General features: G+C 58.8%; 21 protein-coding genes. 12 read left to right on the top strand and 9 right to left on the bottom strand.

The genetic code is table 11. The features are described 5' to 3' along the window. Positions 1-96 precede the first annotated feature (96 nt). Positions 97-1,230: a 5-methyltetrahydropteroyltriglutamate--homocysteine S-methyltransferase gene (locus tag DW123_RS03065; RefSeq protein WP_118273570.1), complete on the top strand. Its 1,134-nt coding sequence runs from the start codon at positions 97-99 to the stop codon at positions 1,228-1,230. Positions 1,231-1,352: 122 nt separating this feature from the next. Then, the gene (locus tag DW123_RS03070; RefSeq protein WP_118273569.1) at positions 1,353-2,687 is read left to right on the top strand and encodes a uracil-xanthine permease family protein; all 1,335 of its coding nucleotides are present in this window, start codon (positions 1,353-1,355) and stop codon (positions 2,685-2,687) included. Positions 2,688-2,747: 60 nt separating this feature from the next. Here the strand turns inward: DW123_RS03070 and DW123_RS03075 are convergent, their stop codons facing one another. Together DW123_RS03075 and DW123_RS03080 are read right to left on the bottom strand one after the other, a co-directional pair. Continuing rightward, positions 2,748-3,413 (bottom strand): alpha/beta hydrolase, encoded by a 666-nt coding sequence (locus DW123_RS03075; RefSeq protein ID WP_147351607.1) that lies wholly within the window; start codon positions 3,411-3,413, stop codon positions 2,748-2,750. Between the two features lie 137 nt (positions 3,414-3,550). Beyond that, positions 3,551-4,864: an NCS2 family permease gene (locus DW123_RS03080; RefSeq protein WP_117734547.1), complete on the bottom strand. Its 1,314-nt coding sequence runs from the start codon at positions 4,862-4,864 to the stop codon at positions 3,551-3,553. A gap of 194 nt (positions 4,865-5,058) precedes the next feature. Between DW123_RS03080 and DW123_RS03085 the strand changes: the two genes are divergently transcribed. Continuing rightward, positions 5,059-5,478, top strand: coding sequence for a peptide deformylase (locus tag DW123_RS03085; protein ID WP_117734546.1), 420 nt, complete (start codon positions 5,059-5,061; stop codon positions 5,476-5,478). Between the two features lie 243 nt (positions 5,479-5,721). Next, the gene (bsh, locus tag DW123_RS03090; RefSeq protein WP_117743292.1) at positions 5,722-6,687 is read left to right on the top strand and encodes a choloylglycine hydrolase; all 966 of its coding nucleotides are present in this window, start codon (positions 5,722-5,724) and stop codon (positions 6,685-6,687) included. Positions 6,688-6,766: 79 nt separating this feature from the next. On the opposite strand, the gene DW123_RS03095 is transcribed toward bsh, so the two are convergent. Together DW123_RS03095 and DW123_RS03100 are read right to left on the bottom strand one after the other, a co-directional pair. Continuing rightward, a complete protein-coding gene (locus tag DW123_RS03095; RefSeq protein WP_118273567.1) occupies positions 6,767-9,016 on the bottom strand; it encodes a KUP/HAK/KT family potassium transporter in 2,250 nt (749 codons plus the stop codon). A gap of 140 nt (positions 9,017-9,156) precedes the next feature. Continuing rightward, positions 9,157-10,068 (bottom strand): DMT family transporter, encoded by a 912-nt coding sequence (locus tag DW123_RS03100; RefSeq protein ID WP_117734543.1) that lies wholly within the window; start codon positions 10,066-10,068, stop codon positions 9,157-9,159. A gap of 118 nt (positions 10,069-10,186) precedes the next feature. Here DW123_RS03100 and DW123_RS03105 point away from each other — a divergent pair, with 118 nt between their 5' ends. Further along, a complete protein-coding gene (locus DW123_RS03105) occupies positions 10,187-11,044 on the top strand; it encodes a LysR family transcriptional regulator (protein WP_117734542.1) in 858 nt (285 codons plus the stop codon). A 202-nt stretch (positions 11,045-11,246) separates the two neighbouring features. Further along, a complete protein-coding gene (locus tag DW123_RS03110; RefSeq protein ID WP_117734733.1) occupies positions 11,247-12,728 on the top strand; it encodes an aminotransferase class I/II-fold pyridoxal phosphate-dependent enzyme in 1,482 nt (493 codons plus the stop codon). Between the two features lie 75 nt (positions 12,729-12,803). Here DW123_RS03110 and DW123_RS03115 read toward each other — a convergent pair whose 3' ends face one another. After that, on the bottom strand, positions 12,804-13,214 hold the full coding sequence (locus tag DW123_RS03115) for a peptide deformylase (protein ID WP_117734541.1): 411 nt from the start codon (positions 13,212-13,214) through the stop codon (positions 12,804-12,806). A 214-nt stretch (positions 13,215-13,428) separates the two neighbouring features. On the opposite strand from DW123_RS03115, the gene DW123_RS03120 reads away from it, so the two are divergent. Next, positions 13,429-14,340, top strand: coding sequence for a hypothetical protein (locus DW123_RS03120; protein WP_118295709.1), 912 nt, complete (start codon positions 13,429-13,431; stop codon positions 14,338-14,340). Between the two features lie 65 nt (positions 14,341-14,405). On the opposite strand, the gene DW123_RS09555 is transcribed toward DW123_RS03120, so the two are convergent. The 3 genes from DW123_RS09555 to pdxS form a co-directional block, all read right to left on the bottom strand. Beyond that, a complete protein-coding gene (locus tag DW123_RS09555; RefSeq protein WP_158570846.1) occupies positions 14,406-14,582 on the bottom strand; it encodes a hypothetical protein in 177 nt (58 codons plus the stop codon). 184 nt (positions 14,583-14,766) lie between these two features. Next, positions 14,767-15,354 carry a pyridoxal 5'-phosphate synthase glutaminase subunit PdxT gene (gene pdxT / locus DW123_RS03125; protein WP_118273566.1) on the bottom strand — a complete coding sequence of 196 codons (588 nt, stop codon included), beginning with the start codon at positions 15,352-15,354 and terminating at the stop codon, positions 14,767-14,769. Between the two features lie 20 nt (positions 15,355-15,374). Then, entirely contained in the window at positions 15,375-16,265 is an 891-nt protein-coding gene (pdxS, locus tag DW123_RS03130) for a pyridoxal 5'-phosphate synthase lyase subunit PdxS (RefSeq protein ID WP_118273565.1), read from the bottom strand. 145 nt (positions 16,266-16,410) lie between these two features. Between pdxS and DW123_RS03135 the strand changes: the two genes are divergently transcribed. Both DW123_RS03135 and DW123_RS03140 read left to right on the top strand, forming a co-directional pair. Continuing rightward, positions 16,411-17,850 carry a PLP-dependent aminotransferase family protein gene (locus tag DW123_RS03135; protein WP_118273564.1) on the top strand — a complete coding sequence of 480 codons (1,440 nt, stop codon included), beginning with the start codon at positions 16,411-16,413 and terminating at the stop codon, positions 17,848-17,850. Between the two features lie 535 nt (positions 17,851-18,385). Beyond that, positions 18,386-19,267, top strand: a complete 882-nt coding sequence (locus DW123_RS03140) for a hypothetical protein (RefSeq protein WP_118273563.1) — start codon at positions 18,386-18,388, stop codon at positions 19,265-19,267. A 242-nt stretch (positions 19,268-19,509) separates the two neighbouring features. Here DW123_RS03140 and DW123_RS03145 read toward each other — a convergent pair whose 3' ends face one another. Continuing rightward, positions 19,510-20,073: a ferritin family protein gene (locus tag DW123_RS03145; RefSeq protein WP_070097113.1), complete on the bottom strand. Its 564-nt coding sequence runs from the start codon at positions 20,071-20,073 to the stop codon at positions 19,510-19,512. Between the two features lie 290 nt (positions 20,074-20,363). Here DW123_RS03145 and DW123_RS03150 point away from each other — a divergent pair, with 290 nt between their 5' ends. The 3 genes from DW123_RS03150 (at position 20,364) to DW123_RS03160 (ending at position 23,351) form a co-directional block, all read left to right on the top strand. Then, entirely contained in the window at positions 20,364-21,545 is a 1,182-nt protein-coding gene (locus DW123_RS03150; RefSeq protein ID WP_233542436.1) for an iron-containing alcohol dehydrogenase, read from the top strand. An 8-nt stretch (positions 21,546-21,553) separates the two neighbouring features. Next, complete coding sequence (locus DW123_RS03155; protein WP_118273561.1) at positions 21,554-22,933, top strand: aldehyde dehydrogenase; 1,380 nt, start codon at positions 21,554-21,556, stop codon at positions 22,931-22,933. A 91-nt stretch (positions 22,934-23,024) separates the two neighbouring features. Further along, positions 23,025-23,351 carry an HIRAN domain-containing protein gene (locus DW123_RS03160; protein ID WP_117743393.1) on the top strand — a complete coding sequence of 109 codons (327 nt, stop codon included), beginning with the start codon at positions 23,025-23,027 and terminating at the stop codon, positions 23,349-23,351. Positions 23,352-23,359: the final 8 nt, after the last annotated feature.

The following is a 23,359-nucleotide window of genomic DNA, read 5'->3' on the forward strand; positions in this document are numbered from 1 at the left end:
TCTATATCAAACTGTTATAAACGTATATTTTACGATGGCCATATGAACGCTCATACTCTGTCCCGGTAAAGCAACCAATGCAAAAGGGAGATATCTATGAGCACTTCGATTCAACCGAACGCACCGTTTCGCGCCGATATCGTCGGCAGCTTTCTTCGTCCGCAGGCCGTAAAGGACGCTCGTGCTGCCTATACGGCAGGCACGCTTGATGCCGAGGGGCTTAAGGCCGTCGAGGACGATGCCATCCGCGATTTGGTGGCAAGGCAAAAGGCCGCCGGCCTGCAGGTCATCACCGATGGCGAGTTTCGCCGCAGCTACTGGCACCTCGATTTTATGTGGGGGCTGAACGGCGTCGAGCGTCGCACCTCGCGTACAGGCTATATGTTCCACGATGAGGAGACTACCGCCGACACCGCCGTGGTAACCGGTCCCATTAGCGGCGAGAATCATCCGTTCGTCGAGCACTTCAAATTTGTCAAGGCGCTCGAGGGGGAGGGTCAGGTCGCGCGACAGACCATTCCGGCGCCGATCCAGACGTTCTCCGAAGTCACGCTCGACCGCTGCGATGGCCAGCAGGAGAGCCTGCGCGCCGTCTACAAGACCGACGAAGATCTCGCCGATGCCATCGCCGCAGCATACCGCACCGTTATTGCCGACCTGTATGCCGCAGGCTGCCGCAACATTCAATTTGATGACTGCACCTGGGGCATCTATTGCGATGCCGACTTTGTGTCCAAGACCGGTATGAGCCCGGTTGACCTGCAAAAGGTGAGCGAGCTGGGCGTGGCGCTCAACAACGCCGCAATCGAGGGCAAGCCCGATGACCTTGTCATTAACACGCACGTGTGCCGCGGCAACTACCACTCTACCTATGCTTTTGAGGGCGGCTATGGCCCCATCGCGCCGTACCTGTTCGCACACGAGAACGTCGATGCGTTCTATCTTGAGTTCGATACGCCGCGTGCCGGTGGCTTTGAGCCGCTCAAGTACGTTGCCCCCGGCAAGAAGGTCGTGTTGGGCCTGGTGACCACCAAGGCGGCAGAGCTCGAGAACGAAGACGCCATCGTCGAGCGCATCCGCGAGGCGACAAAGTACGTGCCGCTCGAGAACCTGTATCTGTCTCCGCAGTGTGGCTTTGCCAGCTGCGAGATTGGCAACAAGCTGACCGAGGACGAGCAGTGGGCAAAGATTGCGCTGGTCAAGCGTATTGTGGAGCGTGTCTGGAAATAACGATGCCGTTCGCAGGCAGCGGCGCGTGCGAGGCGCTGCGTATCGCGTACAATGGTTCGGATCGTATCGTTCGGGCAGTTTATCCGATATGCCCGATCGCCCTTCCATTCGAAAGGACATCAATGTCCCAGTCCTCGACGCCCGCCGTTAGCGATGCCATCTACGACGCATTGTCGCTCGGCCGCCCGCGCATGTTCCTGCTCGGTCTGCAACACCTGTTTGCCATGTTTGGCGCCACGGTGCTGGTGCCCGTGCTCACCGGTCTCTCGGTGTCGGCAACGCTTTTGTTTGCTGGCTTGGGCACGCTACTGTTCCACTTCCTATCGCGCGGTAAGGTGCCGGCATTTTTGGGCTCATCGTTTGCCTTTATTGCCGGTTATGCCGCAATTGCGCCCAACGGCGAGGCCGAGTTTTTGCCCTACGCCTGCCTGGGCGTTGCCTGCGCCGGTCTGCTCTATCCGGTGCTGGCAGCGCTGTTCCGCGCATTTGGCGCCAAGCGTGTCATGCGCTTCTTTCCGCCGGTGGTGACCGGCCCCATCGTCATTTCCATCGGCCTGATCTTGGCAAGCTCTGCTATCGCCAACTGCCAGACTAATTGGCTTGTTGCCGTTGTCGCTGTGGCCGTCATCGTCATCTGCAATATTTGGGGCCGCGGCATGGTCAAGATCGTGCCGATCCTGCTGGGCGTCGTGGTGAGCTATACCGTCGCGGCTGCGTTGGGTGAGGTCGATTTTTCGGGCGTTGCCGCCGCTCCGTGGGTCGGTCTGCCCATCGTGTGGGACAACACCGTGTTTGCGCTCTTTGGCCCGCAGTTCGATAGCGGCCTTGCCACGACGGCCATCATTACCATTATGCCGCTGGCCTTTGCGACCATGATCGAGCATATCGGTGACATCTCGGCTATCGGCTCCACTTGCGAGCGTAACTACATCGCCGATCCTGGTCTGCATCGCACGCTGCTCGGTGACGGCCTTGCCACGATTCTGGCTTCGCTCTTTGGCGCTCCGGCCAACACCACCTATGGCGAGAACACCGGCGTGCTCGCCCTGACGCGCGTGTTCGACCCGCGCGTGATCCGCATTGCCGCGTGTTGCGCCATCGTGCTTTCGTTCTGCCCCAAGTTCGCTGCGGTCATCGCAGCCATGCCGGCATGCGTTATCGGCGGCGTGTCGCTCGTGCTCTACGGCATGATCAGCGCTGTGGGCGTCCGTAACCTCATCGAGAACCAGGTCGATTTCCAGAACAACCGCAACGTGCTGGTGGCCGCTCTGGTGCTTGTGCTTTCGCTCGGTATTGCGTACAGCACCGCCGGCGCCATCGTGCTGGAGCTGGGCGGCGTGACGATTTCGCTTTCCGGTCTTGCCGTGGGCTCGCTGGTGGGTATCGTGCTCAATGCGATTCTGCCCGGCAATGATTTTGAGTTCGATACTTCTGAGCTTGAGGAGGCTGTTAAGTAGCAGCTGCGTTCAGCTAAAACAAGATATGGTGCCCATGCGTATGTACGCGTGGGCACCATTTTAATGCGTCAGTATCCAGTGGATGCCGCGTGCCATGCGCAGGTCAGTTTGGGCAAAGTGATTGCCGGGGTTGAGCTCCAGCGTTGTTGGAATGTCGCGCTCGATAAACAGCTCTTCCATCGCGCGCGTATCGTCGAGTACGTGCCGCATCATGCGGTTGGGCGTCTTGGTTTCCTTTTTACCGAGCGACAGATAGGTGGCGTCGGGCGTAGCTGTCATCGTGCGCTCGCGCGCGTAGTCGATAAAGCCGGGGAACCACAGCGACCCCGATGCACTCGCCGCGCGCTCAAAGACATCTGTTTGCCAAAGTGCCCACAGTGCAAAAAGACCCGCCAACGAGTAGCCGGCAACGCCGCGCCAGGCGGGCGGTTGCGGGAGCGATGATTCGGCCTGGGGGATTATCTGCTTCAACAACTCGTCAAGAAAACCAGCAGCCTGTCCGCCAAAGGGCTCGGCATCTCGTATAGCTCCGTCGCATGCCCAGGGGCTCAGCTCGCGATTCCAATCGAGCCCTCCAATGACGACAAGGGTGAACGGCGGGCAGTCGAGCTCTCGGCAGCGCTTGTAGACTTCACTACCGTCGCCCATGACAACGGGGAGGTAGATGACGGGCGCGCCTTCCACACACTCTGAATAAACGGCTATCTGCTTATGATGCGCTTCCAAGGCAGGCTTCTCTCGGTGTTGTGATATTGACAGCCTCAATTGTCGCACGCCGGCACGGGGGCAGACGCTAAAAGAAAGGCGCGGAGCCGCTCGATGCGACTCCGCGCCTTGTTGTTTTGCGTTAGCAGACTATGCCGTTACGCCACGAAGAAGTAGACGAGGAAGGCAAGGGCTGCGATCCACATGAGCGGCTTGATCTTGGAGGCCTCGCCCTTAAAGAGCGCGACGACCACGTAGGCGATAAAGCCCAGGCCAATGCCGGCAGAGATGGAGTAGGTGAAGGGCACGCCGGCGACAATCATGAACGCCGGGAAGCCCTGCGACACGTCGGACCAGTCGATCTCGGAGACCTCGCTCATCATGAGGTAGCCGACGTAGACCAGGGCGCCGCAGGTGGCGGCACTGGAAACGATGGAGACGACGGGGGAGAAGAACGCGGCGAGGATGAACAACACGCCGGTGGTGACGGAGGTGAGGCCCGTGCGGCCACCGTCGGCAGCGCCGGAGGTGGACTCGACGAAGGTGGTGATGGAGGAGACGCCCATAAAGCCACCGGCAGCGGCGGCCACAGAGTCAACGACCAGGATGGGGCGGATGTCCTCGACATTGCCGTCTTCGGTTAGGAACTCGCCCTGCTTGGCGACGGCCATCGCGGTGCCCATGGTGTCGAAGAAGTCACTCATGAGCAGCGAGAAGGCAACGACGAGCAGCATCGGGTCGGTCAGAACCTTCACGATGGCCATGTTGCCGTCGGCGGTGCTGGCAAACGGGGCGCCAAAGGTCGAGAAGTCGAGCGGGGCGATAAGGCCCTCGGGCGCATGGGTGACGCCCAGCGGGATACCGGCGATAACGGCGACGATGATGCCGATGAGCAGCGAGCCCGGCACGTTGCGGGAAGCCAGGGCAACCGTCACGACGATGGAGATGATGCCGACGATAAAGGTGGGGGAGGTGATGTCGCCCAGGCCGACAAGCGTACCGGCGCCAGCGGTGATGATGCCGGCATCGCACAGGCCGATCATGGCGATGAACATGCCCAGACCAACCGAGATGGCGTGGCGCAGGACCACGGGGATGGCGTCCATAATGGCCTCGCGCAGGCCGCAAAGGACGAGCAGCAAGATGACGACACCCTCGAGGAAGATAACGCTCATGGCCACGTGCCAGTCACCGCCGCACATGGTGGTGGTGATGCCCGCAATCATGGCGTTGATGCCCAGACCCGACGCGCAGGCGAGCGGGCGGTTGGCGAAGATGCCCATGCAGATGGTCATGATGCCGGCGCCCAGACAAGTGGCGCAGGCGAGCGCTCCCGCATCGATGCCGGCGCCCGAGAGCACCGCGGGGTTGACGGCGATGATGTAGGCCATCGCCAGGAATGTTGTCAGTCCAGCGCGAAGTTCGGTCCCGATTGTGGACTTGCGCTCACTGACGTGAAAAAGTTCGTCCATGCATACCCTTTCCTTGTTCGGCCCCGAGTTTAGGCCGATTGACACGAACTTCCTTACTATATCGCCTTTTTATAGTTAGTGTTCCTCGCATGTTGATGTTCGGCGCTTTGGGGGCAGACGTGCGGTATTTTTCGTATGAAAATGTGTAGGTACCGTATACTTAAGCGGTTACAACGAACTCTTTGGAGGAACGTATGATTAAAGAGCTCTGCCGCGACGAGGTCATCCTGTCCCAGCGCTGCGAGGTTGCGACTGTCGAGGACGAGTCGGTCGCACAGGACCTGATCGATACCATTAAGTCGCTCGAGGATGCCGGCTGCCTTGCCGCCAACCAGATTGGCGTCACCAAGAAGGTCTGCGTCTATCTGGACGATGCCGGCGAGCCCCACGTGCTCTACAACCCCCGTCTGGTGTTTGGCCTGGGCGCCAGCAAGATGGAGGAGAGCTGCCTGACGCACGACGAGATCACCAAGTCCACGCGCTACATCAAGTGCAAGGTTGCCTTTGACCAGATCGTCGACGGCAAGATGAAGGAGTGCCGCCGCGACTACGCAGGTTTTGAGGCACAGATGATCCAACACATGATTGATCACTGTCTTGGCAAGTTGGTCTAAGGGGACCAAAGCACCGCACCTTGCCGCTCAATCGTCGCTCGCGTACCTTAAGTACGCTTCGCTCCTCTTTCGTGGCAATCTGCGGCACTTTGACCCCTTAGACGACCTGCGGGGTTGACTTGGTTGGGTCTATCTTGCTTGTAAAGTCCGGGTATGACATTGTTGTCATGTCCGGACTTTTTGTTTAGCGCTCCTTTGTTTGGTGACAATGAGCCTAGTAAGAACATTGAGCTAGGAGGCGCTATGTGCACGAGCATTCGATTTACCGATAATTCTGGCCACATGTATCTAGGCCGCAACCTCGACTGGAGCTTTGACTACGGCCAACAGGTTCGTGTGATGCCGCGCGGGTTTCACATTCCGTATTCGTTTATCGACGATGCGTCGGCGGCACACGCGGTAATCGGCATGTGCATCGATTACAAGAACTATCCCATGTTTTTCGACTGTGGTAACGATGCGGGTCTGGCTGTGGCGGGGCTTAACTTCCCCGGCTATGCCGAGTATGCCGAGGGCCCGGTTGATGGAAAGACCAATATCGCGGCCTATGAGTTTCCCCTGTGGGTGGCAGCGACGTTCTCGACGGTCGATGAGGTCGAGGCCGCGCTGCGCGACACGGTGATTGTCGCCAAATCTGCCGGAGAGGGGCTGGGCGTGTCGCTGCTCCATTGGATTATCGGCGACAGCCAGCGCAGCATCGTGGTCGAGATGATGGCTGACGGCCTGCATGTATACGACGATCCGGTCGACACCCTTGCCAACCAGCCGACCTTCCCGTGGCACATGGAAAACCTGCGCACCTATATCACAGCCACAAGCGATTTTCCGCAGACGGCGACATGGCGTGGCGCCGAGCTCAAACCCTATGGCGCGGGTGCCGGCATGCGCGGCATTCCCGGTGACTGCTATTCGCCGAGCCGTTTTGTAAAGGCGGCGTACCTCAATGCCAATTACCCGCAAAAGGAGAGCGAGGCCGAAAACGTCGTCCGCATGTTCCGCTCACTCGAGGGCGTGGTGATGATTGAGGGGGCGTCCAGGATGGGCGATGGCAAGTTCGAGAAGACTATCTACACCGGATGCTTTAGCGCGCGCACGGGCAATTATTACTATGCGATGTATGAGGATCCGTCGATTCGCTACGTGAGCCTGATGGATGCCGAGGGCGCGAGCCCCGATAGGCTCGTGGTTCCCGAGCCGCGTCGTTCGTAGCCGTTAGCTTTACTGCAATGCAAAGCGGCCCTGCGTCTCTCGTGAGGTGCAGGGCCGCTGTCGTTGATTTGTGACGTCGCTAGAAGTTGGCGTCGTTGAGTTGTTCGTTCTCAAGACCGTCGAGCTGTTGCTGTTCGGGCGTATCGGCGACGCTCTCGAGCAGCTCGGTGGGATCGACGTTCATGTCCCTACCGGCCTCGTTGCCGTTGACCAAGTCGTCCGAGAAGATGTCGACTTCCATTTCCTCGGCCTCTTCGATCTGAACCTCGAGCGGCACCTGGGTGCGCACGAGCTTAACGGCCGGGCGCATGCGGGCAAACAGCGGCACGTACTCGATGATGATGGCCGAGTTCTCAAGACCGTACCAGCGTGCCGGGCTTCCGCAGGCGCGGCGGACGGCGTACTTGATGGCCATCACGCGGTGGTCGTTGCGGTTGATGTCCGTTTCGGGGGCGAGCATCTTGCGCAGCATGCAAAAACGGAAGTCGCCCACGTTGCCGCGCGTCTCATAGATGGAGTAGGTGTGGTGCTGCGGCGGCAGCTCGCCCGATGCCATCAGGTCGCCAACGATCTGGCGCAGGTAGGCATTAATGCGCTGGTTGACCTTAAAGCCCAGGTCCAGGCGCACGCGGAACAAAAAGTCCGTGCCAAAGGTCTCGACGGAATACTCGTGCGTATAGGGCTCATCGGTGACATGCACGTTAATGAACCAGTATGCCTTGGCGCGCTTGGGATGTTTGTCCAGGATGGAATAGAGCACGTCGCGGTCGAGTGTGAGCGGATCGGGGCTGTTGGTGAGGAACACCAGGTTGTCGGCGAGCACGGGATAGGTCTCGTCGTTGCGCAGGCGGTTGAGCTGATCGATGTACTTGGAGACCGGCAGCAGGATCGTCTGCGTGCGCTCGATGGCGGTGCCGCGGCGCCACACATACATAAGGCCAAACAGCAGCGAGGCCAGGAAGATCATCACATAGCCGCCGTCAAAGAACATGGTAAGGCACGAGGCGAAGAAGCACAGCTCAATGGCACCGAAGAGCAGGGCGAAGACGCAGGCACCCAGCTTGTGCTTGAGAATGCCGGCGATATAGCTCGTCAAAAGCGTCGTGGTCATGAGCATGGTCACGGTGATGGCGAGGCCATAGGCGCTTTCCATGCGCTCGGAGTTCTGGAACAGCAGCACGATAAAGATGCAGCCGACCCACATGAGTTTGTTGACGAGCGGAATATAGAGCTGGCCCTTGGTGTCGCTGGGGTAGTGGATGCGCAGATGCGGCATAAGGTTGAGGCGCGTTGCCTCGGATACCAGCGAGAACGAGCCGGTGATGAGCGCCTGTGAGGCGATGATGGCCGCCACGGCCGAAAGCACGATGGCAAAGGGGCGTAGGGGCTCGGGGAGCATCATATAGAACGGGTTGACGATATCCATCGCGAGCATCTGGGGGTTGGAGTTATTGGCGAGTAGCCAAGCTCCCTGACCCAGATAGTTGAGGATAAGGGCCGCCTTAACAAATGGCCAGGATGCATAGATGTTTGCCTTGCCCACGTGGCCCATGTCCGAGTAGAGTGCCTCGGCACCGGTTGTCGACAGGAAGACAAAGCCGAGCACCATAATGCCCGAATGGTTGATGGGCGAGAACAGGAACATAATGCCGCGGATGGGGTTGAGCGCGCGCAAGATGGACAGGTTGCCGAGCATGTTGAACAGACCGGCGCCTGCCAGGAACAGGAACCACAGCGTCATGAGCGGGCCGAAGAGCTTGCCGATTGACGAGGTACCGGCGCGCTGCATGGCAAATAGGCCGCAGATAATGATGATGGTGATGATGATGACGTTGGTCTGGCCGTCGCCCAGCAGCGCATGGCCCCATTCGATGGTGCGCAGACCCTCGATGGCTGTGGTGACCGTGACGGCGGGGGTGAGGATGCCGTCGGCAAGCAGTGCCGCGCCGCCGATCATGGCGGGCAGAATCAGCCATGGTGCCACCTTGCGTACGAGGCTGAACAGGGCGAAGATGCCGCCTTCGTTGTGGTTGTCGGCCTTCATGGCGATTACCACGTACTTGACCGTGGTCACGAGCGTCATGGTCCAGATGACGAGCGAAAGCGCGCCCAGGATCATGTCCTCGCTGACGGTACCGATGCCGCCGTTGTTGGCGACGATTGACTTCATGGTGTACATGGGGCTCGTGCCGATGTCGCCATAGACGACGCCGAGCGTTACGAGCAACATGCCAGCGGAGAGGGGGATGGCGCCATGCCCGCCCTGACTATGCTGGTCTTGGAGGCTTGCCTCCAACTTGTTGTGTGCCACGTGGACTCCCTTAGACATCCGGTTATCTGTCCTGAGCAGATAACTTTTATGCCGTCTTTATACATACAAGAGCAGTTTGGCACATCGGGTATTTTTAGACAATAATCCCCAGCTGGGGATTATTTATGTACGCAGGTAGCATTTCAAAACAGGGGCTTTTAAGCGCGTACTGTCTGGGCGATACCGGCCTTGGCGCTTGCGCGCTTGCCAGCGAGTTCGCAAAAAATCGCGCCGCCGATGATAAGTGCGGCGCCCATCAGGCGGACTGGCGTTATGACTTCACCCAAAAGGACGGCGGAGAACACGACGGCCGAGAGCGGCTCGAGGTAGCCGACAACCGCGACGGTCTGCACGGGCAGCTTGGCGACGGCGCTAAAGTAGAGCAGGCAACCGATGCCGGTGTTGACGACGCCGAGCATAGCGACGGCGCGCCAATCGATGCCTGCGGCGATGCCGGGGGAGAAAAACGAGGGAGCGCCTTGGGTGACGAGCGTAAGGACCAGCGCGGTCACAAAGGCGGCGCTCAACTGGAGCGCGGAGTTCTCGAGACCCTCGATGTGTGGCGCACCCTTGCTAGCGATGACCATCAGCGCATAGCAAAATGCCGAGGCGATGCCGCAGACGATGCCCGCAATGGGCATGTTGCCGCCGAGACCTTGCGCTGCAATGAGAAAAGCGCCGCAGGCGACGGCGATAAAGCCGGCGATTTTGCTGCCGGTCAGTTTTTCGCCAAAGATAAACGGCGAGAGGGCCATGACGATGATGGGGCCGCAGTAGTACAGCAGCGAGGATACGCCGACGCCGATCGTCTGGTAGGCGCGGAACAGAAAAATCCAGCTGGCGCCCAGCGCGGCTCCCGAGAGAAGGAGTGCTGCGGCTTCGCGGGGACGAGATGGCGCCTGCAGCTTATGGCGTTGGGTGATAACGAGGATGGTGACAAGCGAGAGGGCTCCCAGAAAGGTGCGCAGCAGCACGATATCGGAGCTCGGCAGCGCGATGGCAGCGGCGATGATGCCGTTGGAGCCAAACAATAGCAATGCTGCTAAGTACGTAAACAGTCCGTTGTTCATGTGCTTCCGTCCCCTTTATATCCGAACATGTTCACTATGGGTGAGGTGGCTATAGAAGAAAAGCGAATATAATGCATGGATAACATGACAAAAACTCATGTAAAGGTGGAGGGGTGCCGTGGAAACGAATATTCAAAAGATGCAGGTGCTGCTCGAGACCGTGCGCGCCGGCAGTTTTACGCGCGCCGCCGAGCGGCTGAGCTATTCGCAGTCGGGCGTGAGCCGTATGGTGGCCGATCTTGAGGCAGACTGGGGCTTTAAAGTGCTCGATAGAAGCCGCGAGGGCGTAGTGCTTTCTGCCGATGGGCGGCAAGTTATGCCGGCGGTCGAGGCGTTATGCGAGGAATTTGTTCGTTTGCAGCGACGGGTGGATGAGATGCGTGGGCTCATGCGCGGCAAAATCTGCATCGGTACGTTTTCGAGTGTGGCGACCCATGTGCTGCCGCCGGTGATTGCGCGCTTTCGTGCCGATCACCCGGACGTCGATTATGAGTTGCTGATGGGCGATTACTCGGAGATTGAGCAATGGGTGGCGGAAGGGCGCTGCGACCTGGGCTTTATTCCGCGTGAGCCCCGAGGAAACGGCATGACATCGCGGGCGTTGGTGCAAGATGAGCTGATGGCGGTGGTGCCGGCAAACTCTTCACTTGCCACTGCAAAGGCCGTTTCTCTTGCTGATTTGGCCAACGAGCAGTTTATTCTGCTGGAACGTGGCAGTGACGATGAGATTACGCCACTGTTCCGTCGTGCGGGCCTGGCGGTGCGCTCGAAGCTGTCAACCTGGGATGACTATGCGATTATGGCCATGGTCGAGGACGGTCTGGGTGTGAGCATTCTTCCGGCGCTCATCTTGCGCCGCTGCCAGTTCGATGTTGCCGTGCGTCCGCTCGAGGGACATCCTCATCGGCTGATCAATGCGATATATCGCACGGCCGATGTTTCGCTTGCCGCCGCTCGTTTCCTCGAATACCTCTAAACGAGCGCACGTCGTTATCGCCTTGGGATAAATCTCGAGGTTTGGCTCATTTTATTTTTGAAATTGAACTTTTCGAAATAGCACGGCGTTATACTGCTGCCTAAATTGAACTCAGGTTCAATTCGTGTTCTACAAATTGAACTTTGCCAGCAAGGAGGTTCTAGTGGCCCAAGAGACGTTTAGCGATCGCCTGCGACAGGCTATGTCCGATCGCGACGTTCGCCAGTCGGACGTGATCCGCGCATCGGAGATGCTCGGCAAAAAACTCGGCAAGAGTCAGATGAGCCAATATGTGAGCGGCAAGACGATTCCGCGGCGCGATGTGGCAGAGCTGCTCGCCCGTATTTTGGAGGTCGATGTTACCTGGCTGCTCGCCAGTGACGCCGATCAAGGCGAGACATCATCGCCCCGCAACGTTTCCAAACCCGAACCCAACCCCTCGGCTCAAATTGCAAGGAGCGCCACCATGCGTACTTTTTCTAAATCCAGCAAGCTCGACAACGTCCTCTATGACGTGCGCGGTCCCGTCGTTGACGAGGCCGCCCGTATGGAGGACGAGGGCGAGCGCATTCTCAAGCTCAATATCGGCAACCCCGCGCCCTTTGGTTTTCGCACGCCCGACGAGGTCATTAAGGACATGCGCCAGCAGCTGCCCGACTGCGAAGGCTATTCCAACTCGCGCGGCCTGTTCTCCGCGCGCAAGGCGATCATGCAGTACTCGCAGATCAAGGGCCTGCCCAATGTTCAGATGGAGCACATCTACACGGGCAACGGCGTGTCCGAGCTCATTCAGCTTTCGATGAACGCACTGCTCGATAACGGCGACGAGATCCTGATTCCCAGCCCCGATTACCCGCTGTGGACGGCGTGCGCAACTCTTGCCGGCGGACATCCCGTGCACTATCTGTGCGACGAGCAGGCGGATTGGTATCCCGATCTGGAGGATATGGAGTCCAAGATCACGAGCGCGACCAAAGCCCTCGTGATCATCAACCCCAACAACCCCACGGGTTCCGTCTATCCGCGCGAGGTGCTCGAGGGCATCGTCGAGATTGCACGCAGGCATCAGCTGATGATCTTTGCTGATGAGATCTACGACCGTCTGTGCATGGACGGCTACGAGCACGTCTCCATTGCATCGCTTGCCCCCGACCTGCCCTGCGTTACGTTTAGCGGCCTGTCCAAGTCGCACATGATTGCAGGCTATCGCATCGGTTGGATGGTGCTTTCGGGCAACCAGCGCTGCATGAGCGACTTCATCATGGGCATCAACATGCTCTCCAACATGCGCCTGTGCTCCAACGTGCCGGCTCAATCGATCGTTCAGACGGCACTCGGTGGACATCAGTCCGTCAACGACTACATCCGTCCCGGCGGCCGTGTCTACGAGCAGCGCAACTTTGTGTATGAGGCGCTCAACAAGATTGACGGCATCTCGGTGGTCAAGCCGCGTGCGGCGTTCTACATCTTCCCCAAGATGGATGTTAAGAAGTTCAACATCACCGATGACGAGCAGTTTGCCCTTGACCTGCTGCACGAGAAGAAGATCCTGATCACGCGCGGCGGCGGCTTTAACTGGGCCGAGCCCGACCACTTCCGCATCGTGTACCTGCCGCGCATGGAAGTACTAAAGGAGTCGCTCGAGGACCTCGCCGACTTCTTCGATCACTACCGCCAGAGCTAGTGGGATAGAAGTTCCGCACTATGAAAGGCTCCCTGCAGTTGCTTGGCTGCAGGGAGCCTTCTTGAATTGGCGGAACTATATAACGATTCCTTGGCAGTGGTCGATTTCGTGTTGGATGATCTCGGCGGTGTAGCCCGAGAAGTTTTTGATGCGGTGGACAAAGCTCTCGTCCAGATATTCCACCTTAATGCGGCGATAACGAGTGCAGGGACGCTCGCCGACGAGCGAAAGACATCCTTCACTCGTCTGGTAGGCGTTGACCTTCTCAAGAATTTGAGGGTTGTACATCAGCAGCGCCCTGTTGTCGTCCTTTACGCAGATGATGCGCTTGCGTACGCCGATCATGTTGGCGGCAAGGCCCACGCACTCGTGCTCGTGTTCGTGCAGCGTGTCCAGAAGATCCTGCCCGGTCGCGGCGTCGTCGGGCCCCGCGTCTTCGGAAGGCAGGCGCAAAAAGAACTCGGATTTCATGATGGGCTTAATCATGGCGGGCTCCTTAAGGTGGATGCGTTTGGTTCAGGCCATGATACCGCGACATGTCGCATTAATGTGTGCACATAGATTCTGCAGCTAGATTGGATGGCGACACCATAAACTAATGGACGTTTTGCCGAGAGGCATGAATGTTTAAAGCGCAAAGAGTGCGCGACGGGCCCCGCGAATGGGGCGATGATGCCCGAGAGGGCCAAGAAGGAGTCTCATGTCCGAGAACGAAGAGATCATGAACGAGACCGAGAACGAGACCATGGCTGCCGAGGTTGAGGCAGTCGAGACCGTGGAGACCGAAGCTGCCGAGGTTGAGGCTGCTGACGAGGTTTCCGCCGAGGAGGAGGCCGAGGTTGTCGAGGCCGCCACTGATTACGATGACGAAGAGCTGATGGACAAGATGCAGAAGGCCGCCCGCCTGCTGCGTAGCCGTCGCTTTGCTATTTCCAAGGAGGAGGAGGCCAAGGCCGAGCGCATGGCGAACATCGAGCGCGCCATCAAGCTTCTTGACCTCAAGCCCAAGATGGAGCAGAAGGAAATGTCCGATCTGCTGGGCATGCGCCTTCGCGAGCTCGATGGCCTGATGGCCGAGGCCGAGGCTGCCGATCTGGTCGGCCGCATCGACGACGCCGAGGGCGATATGCGCAAGATCGTTGTCTTCGCTGCCGAGGATGCCGCTGAGGGCCTGGTCGAGCTTGCCAATAAGAAGGAGAAGCTCCTGCCCGAGCTTTCTTACGAGGAGGCCACCGAGCTGATGGCCGCTCTCGATAAGGTTATCGCTCCGCTCGTCGCCATGGGCCTGGACGAGGACCGCGGTCCTCGCGGTGGCCGTGACGATCGTGGTGGCCGTGGCGGCGACCGTGGCGGCCGCGGCGGCTTTGGCGAGCGCGGTGGCCGTGGTGGTGACCGTGGCGGTCGCGGTGGCGATCGCGGCGGCCGTGGCGGCTTTGGTGACCGCGGCGGCGACCGTGGCGGTCGCGGCGGCTTTGGCGGCAACCGTGGTGGCTATGGCGACCGCGGTGGCAACCGTGGCGGCTTCGGCGGCAACCGTGGTAACGACCGTGGCGGCCGCGGTGGCGATCGTGGCGGCCGCAACGGCGGCGGCTTCCGCGGCAACCGCTTTTAGGGGTTACGCGGTTCTACGAACCGCGTAACTAGTTGACGCTACGCGCCACCCAGGGCGACAATTTGTCATTCAAAAAGCAAGGCATGACCAGAAGGTCTATGCCTTGCCTTTTTCATGCCAACTTGTTCGCCCTGGGCGGCGCTCGCTGGCGTTTCCGAAACATCAGCGTAATTGCTGTTGCCAAAATGATCTGTTGGGTAGCTTATTTCCGGCACTTGGGGACGTTCCTTTTCTGCTGGCACTTGGGGACACTCCTTGTGGTTGCTGGACGTTCTTGTTTGACTAGTTGTTTAAGAACGTCCCCAACGACTACATAGCATGAGAGTGGATAATCTCCCGGTTTGAGCCTGTATTCAAACTCAAAGTGGGAGATTATCCACTCTCATTTGTTGTGTGTCCGAAAATCCACGCTCGTTTCTACTCCGCCTACATTTGTAGGAACAGTTCGTGGAGGCGGGTGTCTTCGTCGAGTTCGGGGTGGAAGGTTACGCCGAGCTGGTTGCCCTGGCGGGCGGCGACGATGCGCCCGTCGACTTTCGCTAAGGCCTTGGCGTCGCCGTGGACCTCGACGATGCGGGGCGCGCGGATAAACGTCAGCGGCACTTCACCGTCGATGCCGGCTATCTGCCCCTTGGTTCGAAAGCTGCCGAGCTGCCTGCCGTAAGCATTACGCTCAACGAGCACATCCATGGTTGCCAAGCGCGGCGTCCCCTTATCGTCGTGGGTGGCAAGGTCGTGAGCCAGCAGAATCAGGCCGGCGCAGGTGCCCAGGACGGGCATGCCTTTGGCGATACGGGCGCGAAGCTCCTCGAGCATGCCCAACTCATCAAGCAGCTTCCCTTGAACGGTAGACTCGCCGCCGGGAAGTACCAGACGGTCAAAGTCCTGCTTCAAATCAGCCGCCTGCCTCAGCTCAATACAACGTGCGCCCAGCTCGGACAGCCTTGCCTCGTGCTCGACAAAAGCACCTTGGACCGCCAGCACGGCGACCGTCTGTTCTGCGTAATCGCTCATGTGCGATCCTTTCTACCGGACTAGCGTCCGCGCTCCTCCATGATGATCTCGATCTCGTCGGCGTTGATGCCGACCATGGCCTCGCCTAGATCCTCCGAAAGCTCAGCGATGAGCTTGGCGTCGGTGAAGTTGGCCACGGCCTTGACGATGGCGGCGGCGCGCTTGGCCGGGTCGCCGCTCTTAAAGATGCCCGATCCGACAAAGACGCCTTCGGCGCCCAACTGCATCATCAGCGCGGCGTCGGCAGGGGTTGCTACACCGCCAGCAGCAAAGTTCACCACGGGAAGCTTACCCGTGGCATGGATATCGCGCACCAGCTCGACCGGAACCTGCAGTTGCTTGGCTGCCTCAAAGAGCTCGTCGTCACGCAGGGCGACAACGTCACGGATCTGCTTTTGGATCTTGCGCATGTGGCGCACGGCCTGGACCACGTCGCCCGTGCCCGGCTCGCCCTTGGTGCGAATCATCGTGGCGCCCTCGGCAACACGGCGCAGCGCCTCGCCCAGATCGCGGGCGCCGCAGACAAACGGCACGTCAAACTGGGTCTTGTCGATGTGGTAGACATCGTCGGCGGGGGAGAGAACCTCGGACTCATCGATGTAATCGATCTCGATGGCCTGAAGGACCTGCGCCTCGACGATGTGACCGATGCGGCACTTTGCCATGACGGGGATGGAGACGGCCTCCTGAATGCCCTCGATCATCTTGGGGTCACTCATGCGCGACACGCCGCCGGCGGCGCGGATGTCGGCCGGGATGCGCTCGAGAGCCATGACGGCGCAGGCGCCTGCCTTCTCGGCGATGCGGGCCTGCTCGGGCGTGGTAACGTCCATGATGACGCCGCCCTTGAGCATCTGCGCGAGCTCGCGGTTGAGTTTGACGCGATCGGCCTTGCTGGTCTGTTCTGCCATGGTCGCTCCCTTGATTGGCATGTGCATTGCTTGACGGAATATCCTATCGGGGAGCTGGGTATGGCGAAATACTCAGTTTTCGAGATAATAACAAGGTCAGACTAATACCAGATTGAATGACTCGATAAGGTCAGATGATAGACTCATGCTTGACTACAATTTGGAACAACGCGGCGAAGCGTCGCTCTATGAGTATGTTTACCAGCAAATTCGAGATGATATCGTTGCTGGACGCATTGCGGCGGGGGAGCATCTGCCGTCTAAGCGCGCCTTTGCCAGTCATCTGGGAATCAGTGTCATTACCATCGAGAATGCATATAGTCAGCTGCTTGCCGAGGGTTATATTCGCTCAAAGCCGCGTCGCGGCTACTATGCGTGCGAGCTTCCGGATGCACCGGTTTTGGCTTTGGTTACAGAGGATATCGACCGGGATACTGTCTCTATGGACCCCGGGGCGCATGACGCCGATGGACAGATCGAGCGATTCGATGCGCTTTCTCCTTCCGCTTTGGAGGCGGCTAGGCTTTGGCAAGGCGCGCTACGGGCAACGCTGACATCCGAAGACGAACGCGAGATCTTTTCGCCCGCACCAGCGCAGGGCACCGCTCGGCTACGACGCGCAATCGCTCGCCATCTGCGCGGGACACGGGGCATGAATGTTAATCCCGACAACATTGTTATCGGTGCGGGCGCCCAGCTGCTCGATACCATGTTGGTTCAGTTGCTTGGCGCGGACAAGGTGTATGCCGTCGAGGATCCGGGTTATTTGCGTCTGACACGCATCTATCAGGCTATGGGTTGCGAAGTTCGCCATATCCCGCTGGATGGTGAGGGCGTGGACTTGAGCGCTTTGCAGAAAACCGGAACAGATGTCCTTCACCTGATGCCGTCCCATCAGTATCCGACCGGCCTTGTGACGAGCATCGCGCGTCGCTATGCGCTGCTGAGCTGGGCTGCCGAGCGGCCAGACCGGTATCTCATCGAAGATGACTTCGATTGCGAGTTTCGCCTTGCTGGCAAGCCGATTCCCGCGCTCGCGTCGATCGATGCCGCTCAGTCGGTTATCTACACCAACACGTTTTCGAAGAGCCTTTCCTCGGCGTTGCGTTTGGCGTATATGGTCCTGCCCGATGACCTGATGGAGCGGTTCGGGCGCGACCTTGGTTTTTATGCCTCGTCGGTGAGCTCTGTTGACCAGGTCACTTTAGCGCGCTTGCTGGATTCGGGTGATTACGAGCGACATGTGAACCGCGTGCGTGTTCGTGCTCGCGAGGCGCGTGATGGCCTGGCGGCGCTTGTACGGAAGACGTTTCCGGCGGGGGAGGTCTCGATCGAACATGCGGATGCGGGTCTTTACTGCATCGTGGTTGCGGAGCGTGGCGCGGGCGGAAGCTCTTTTACGCTGGCCCTCACGCGCTCGAGTATCCCTTTTATCGATATCAGTGACTGCTTTTGGTGTGCCGATGGCGCATCTGTCCCTGAAAGCTCGACTCGAATCCTTGTCCAGTATGACGACTTGAGTTCAAATGCGCTTAGTACCCTGGAATCGCAGCTAATGGGGGTGCCCTCTAGCCTAAGTGAGTAGACCTTTAGCTCTTTGGCGACCAGGCAGTTTTGTAACAAGCTATCTACCTGCGGTTTTGAAAAGCAGGATGACCGGCCTGCTCGGGATGTTCCAAAAAGTCTACTCACTTGCCGCGCAAAGCTTCTCCATAAGAAAAAAAGGTTTTCAACAGGGCTTCGTCCAGTTCTTGGCAAGCTATTGGTCAGTTGGGGAGGGCTGTTGAAAACTTAGCGGTCCGCTCGGTGCCATTTTTGGTGCGTTCGCGCCAATGCGAGACTGGCTGGGTTGAAATTCGTGTTTTCCTGTGCCTATGAAGGATCTACTTTGTGACATATCGGCTTTTAGGTACTGGCGTTTGCCTCCTCAAGCCCTCGCTTTGTGTCCGCCACTTCCACGACCGGAAGAAGACCGGCAGCGATATGGCCTCGCCCGTAACCCGACTGCTGCGGTCGTGCTCGGCTTGCCGTTGCATACATTGGTTGGGACGAGAAATAAGCGGACTTGTCCTGCCAGCGTTAGGCAACGGCTGTTCCTTGGTGAGCTTCCTAGGGAATCCGTGCTGGAAACGGAACATGGGTTTTTGGTCACATCTCCTTTGCTGACGGCATTCATCATGTCGCGGCATCTGACGGATCTCCAGCTGCTTTTGGTATTAGCGGAGATGCGCGGCTTGTTTACGGTTTGTGCCTTGCCAGCAGCACTCGAGGCAGAGCTTTCGCGTGCAATTGAGTCGGGCGCGATTCCGGCAACCTTTGGTTGGGCACGTTGCCCGTCCGAGGACGGTGCCGCCTCAAATATGTGGCGGCGCGACGCTTTGGTTTTGGACGGAGATCTTGACCGTTTTTGTTCAGATGTTTGTGGGATGCGTTACGGCAAGCGATTTGTCGCGGTATCGCATCTCGTTCCACTGGGCGCCGCATCGCCTTTTGAGGTTGAGACGTATTTGTTGCTTGGGTTGCCACGATCACTGGGAGGCGAAGGTTTTTGCGGCATAGAGCTCAATGTCGAAGTGGCGCTAAGCGCAAGTGCTCGGGCGATTGTAGGAAAGTCCCGCGTATACATTGACCTACTTCTGTCTTCGCCGGACGGAGAGCGACAGGTGGCCATTGAATGCCAAGGAAAGGGCTCGCACGGGCGAGCCGGGGATGGTTTGCGTGACGCCGACCGCATGACGGCGCTTCAGGCAATGGGCTACGATGTATTTCTCCTGACACACGGACAGATATCCGATGAGGATAGATTCCGCGCGATCGTTAAGGCCGTATGCAGGTTGCTCGATGTTGAATATCGCGATAAAAGCTCGGAGGAGCAAGGGGCCGAGGCGTTACTCCGGTCTGAGCTATTCGTTGACTGGTCAAAACTGGGAGAAATCGACAAAAAGATGCCCGTTAGATACAAAAAGGCCCGATCGTGGACGGCTGCTAATCTAAGTGAGTAGACTTTTAGCGTGATGGCGACCAGATTGTTTTGCGGCAAGCTATCTACCTGCGGTTTTATAATGCAATACGGGTGGTCTGCTCGACAAGTCCCAAAAAGTCTACTCACTTAGTTTTTGACGCAAAGCCGATGTCAAAGGTGGCCCTATTTTTGGGACGTTAACTGGTTCGTAAGACACGAAAAAGGCCCGAACCATGCGGTCCGGGCCTTATCGAGCTAGAGATTATCTCTCAGGCGATTGGCTTAGCCAAAGTAGCGCTTGAGCAGGCCGGCGAAAGCCTTGCCGTGGCGAGCCTCGTCGCGAGCCATCTCGTGCACGGTGTCGTGGATGGCATCGAGGCCAGCGGCCTTGGCGCGCTTGGCAAGATCGGTCTTTCCGGCGGTGGCGCCGTTCTCGGCCTCAACGCGCATCTCGAGGTTCTTCTTGGTGGAGTCGGTCACGACCTCGCCCAGGAGCTCAGCGAACTTGGCGGCATGCTCGGCCTCCTCGTGCGCAGCCTTCTCCCAGTACAGGCCGATCTCGGGATAGCCCTCGCGATGAGCGACGCGAGCCATCGCCAGGTACATACCGACCTCGGAGCACTCGCCCTCAAAGTTGGCGCGCAGGTCAGCAACGATATCCTCGGAGACACCCTCCATCTTGGCGACGCCCACGACGTGCTCGGCAGCCCACTCGAGCTGGCCCTCCTCCTGCTTCAGGAAACGAGAACCGGGAACGCCGCACTGGGGGCATTTGAAATCCTCGGGCAGCTGGTCGCCGTCGAACTCTTCCACATAACCGCAAACGGGGCAAACAAACTTCATGATTCGATCCTTTCGATCGATGGCGATGGAGCGCTCGTCCGGTCCCGTAAGGGCCCTCTCCGGACGCGCGTCTTGACGAGTTCTATTATCCATAAATGCAACCGAATGTGAAGCCTATTAGGAATGATTTTTAATAAAAATTTGAGCTTGTGAAGATGTTGATTGATTAACGATTGGCAGGCCGCCCGAGACCTCCGATGAGTACAATCGGTCGAGCAAATGTTGACCCATCAACAAATGAAGGAGCTTCCTTTATGCATCTAGCCCGTCGCGCCTGGTGCCGAACGTATCAGATGGTTTTTCGTATCGCATTGCCGGTGCTGCCCTATACCGAGCCGCATATTCTGGAGCATGCCGAGGATGTCCCCGCGGTGCTTCAAAAACGCTCGATACAGCGGGTTCTTATCGTGACGGATCCCGGTATTGCCCGTCTGGGGCTTACGGCACCGCTCGAGACGGCGCTCGCGTCCAAGGGAATCGGCGTTGCGATCTATGCCAAAACATCGGCAAACCCTACGGTCTCAAACGTGGAGGAAGCGGCGTCCCTGTATCGGGAGAACGCCTGCCAGGCCGTTATCGGCTTTGGCGGCGGCTCGGCCATGGACTGTGCCAAGGGTGTGGGCGCACGCATCGCACAGCCAAACAAGCCCATCAACAAGATGCGTGGCCTGCTGCGCGTTCATCGTCGCCTGCCGCCGCTCATCGCCGTCCCCACTACGGCGGGTACGGGTAGCGAGGTCACGCTCGCAGCGGTCATTACCGATGACAAGACGCACTACAAGTACCCCATTAACGACTTTGTGCTTATCCCGCGCTTTGCGGTGTACGACCCCGAGTTTACGCGCGGCCTGCCCGCCTCCATTACGGGACAAACGGGTATGGATGCCCTGACGCATGCCGTCGAGGCCTTTATCGGCCGCAGCACCACGCCCTATACGCGCAAGATGGCGCGTCAGGCGGTACAGCTCATCCACGATTATTTGCTCGAGGCCTATGAGCACGGCGACAACATGCGTGCGCGCCGCAATATGCTTTCTGCAGCGTATAAGGCGGGCGTTGCGTTTACGCGCTCCTACGTTGGATACGTTCATGCCATTGCACACAGCCTGGGCGGACGATACGGGATTCCGCATGGCCTGGCCAACGCCATCATCCTGCCGCATATGCTTCGCGCTTATGGTGACGCCGCCGCCCCCAAGCTCGCCGATCTTGCCCGCATGGCGGACATTGCGCCGGCTACCGCGCAGGACGGTCTTGCGGCCGAGGCCTTTATCGATTGGGTCGACCGCATGAACGTTGCCCTGGGTATCCCCAAATATGTGACAGGCATTCGCCGCTCCGACATTCCCGAAATGGCAATGCATGCCGATGCCGAGGCTAATCCGCTATACCCCGTTCCACTTTTGATGGACCGTTTGGAGCTCGAGCGTATGTACGAGGTCGTAGCGGGTGGTATGTTTGAGGGCGAGAACTAGGAGGGCCCATGAACACCGAGGAAATCGCGCGCATCGTTGCCGATCAGCGCGCCTATTTTAAGACGCATGCCACGTTTGATGTCGATGCTCGCCGTCGCGCGCTCGTGAGCTTGCGTGATGCGGTACAGGCGCACGAGGCCAATATTGCCCATGCGCTCAAGACCGATTTGGGCAAGTCGCACGACGAGGCATATATGTGCGAGATCGGCACGTCGCTTTCCGAGATTCGTCATCAGATTGCGCACGTGGCTCGATGGAGTCGCCCGCGCCTGCGCCCGTGTGACCTCGACAACGCCGTGAGTGTGTGCAAGACGCAGGCCGTGCCCTATGGCGTTACGCTCATCATGGCTCCTTGGAACTATCCGTTTTTGTTGACGCTCGAGCCGCTTGCCGGCGCCCTTGCCGCGGGCAATACCGTGGTCATCAAGCCGAGCGCCTATGCCCCGGCTTCGAGCGCGGTGCTCAAGCAAATCTGCGAAGAGGCATTTGATCCGCGCCTGGTAACGGTTGTCGAGGGCGGGCGCGCCGAGAACGAAGCGCTGCTCGATGAGTGCTGGGACAAGATTTTCTTTACCGGTAGCGTTCCGGTCGGCAAACTCGTCATGGAGCGGGCAAGTAAAAACCTTACGCCCGTGACGCTCGAGCTGGGTGGGAAGAGTCCCTGCATCGTAGATGCAACGGCAAACTTGAAGGTCGCGGCACGGCGTATCGCCTTTGGAAAATGGCTCAACGTGGGGCAGACCTGCGTGGCGCCCGACTACCTGCTGGTCGATAGACGCGTGCACGACGAGCTGCTGGGCCTTATCAAGGAGGAAGTCCGCCGTATGTTTGGCGAGCATCCGCTCGACAACGAGGATTACGGCCATATCGTCAACGCCAAGCACTTTGCGCGCGTGCGCGGGCTGATCGATCCCGATAAGGTTGTGCTTGGTGGCGCGGCGCGCGAGATGTCGCTCAAGATTGAGCCGACGATTCTGGATGGCGTGACCCCCGATGACGCCGTAATGCAGGAGGAGATTTTCGGCCCCATCTTGCCGGTGCTGACGTTTGAGAGCCTGGATGAGGTCGAGGCGTTCATCGCGAATCGCCCGACGCCGCTGGCCCTGTACGTCTTTAGTCAGGACCGTGCGGTTCAGCAGCGCTTTGTGCGCTACGTGCCCTTTGGCGGCGGCTGCATTAACGATACGATCATGCACCTGGCCACGAGCCATATGGGCTTTGGCGGCATGGGCGCGAGCGGCATGGGGCAGTACCATGGCCGCGAGAGCTTCGATACGTTTAGCCACAAGAAGAGCATCGTGAACAAGGCAACCTGGCTGGACGTGCCGTTTCGGTATGCGCCCTACGCAAGCTGGAAACACAAATTCGTGCGCATGTTTGTGCATTAGAATCAGATAAGGATGAATTTATGTCCGCACGGGCCCGTAGACTTCTCGATAAGGTCAAACGCTGGTTTATCCGGCCGTTAGAGGAGTTGCCATGTACGAGCCTTTACGTGTGCTTCTGTCGTTTCATATCGCGGGATTTCAATATGCCGACGGCGCTTTGGTCCTAGGCGATCTTAAAGCGGGCGATAAGCTGACGCTGTGCGCCGAGCGCGATAATCCCCATGACCCCGAGGCGGTTGCAATCTACTACGGCAACACCAAGCTTGGCTATGTTCCGGGAAACGAGGTCGGCCCGCTGTCCTTGATGATGTATTACGGCCACGAGGACGTATTTGAGGCCCGCGTGCAACAGGTTGCCCCCGAGCGCAGCCCGTGGCATCAGGTACGCGTTGGGCTCTATGTGGTGGATGCTCGCTAGTCGGCAAT

This window comes from Collinsella sp. AM10-26 (genome assembly GCF_003472525.1).
GTDB lineage: Bacteria > Actinomycetota > Coriobacteriia > Coriobacteriales > Coriobacteriaceae > Collinsella.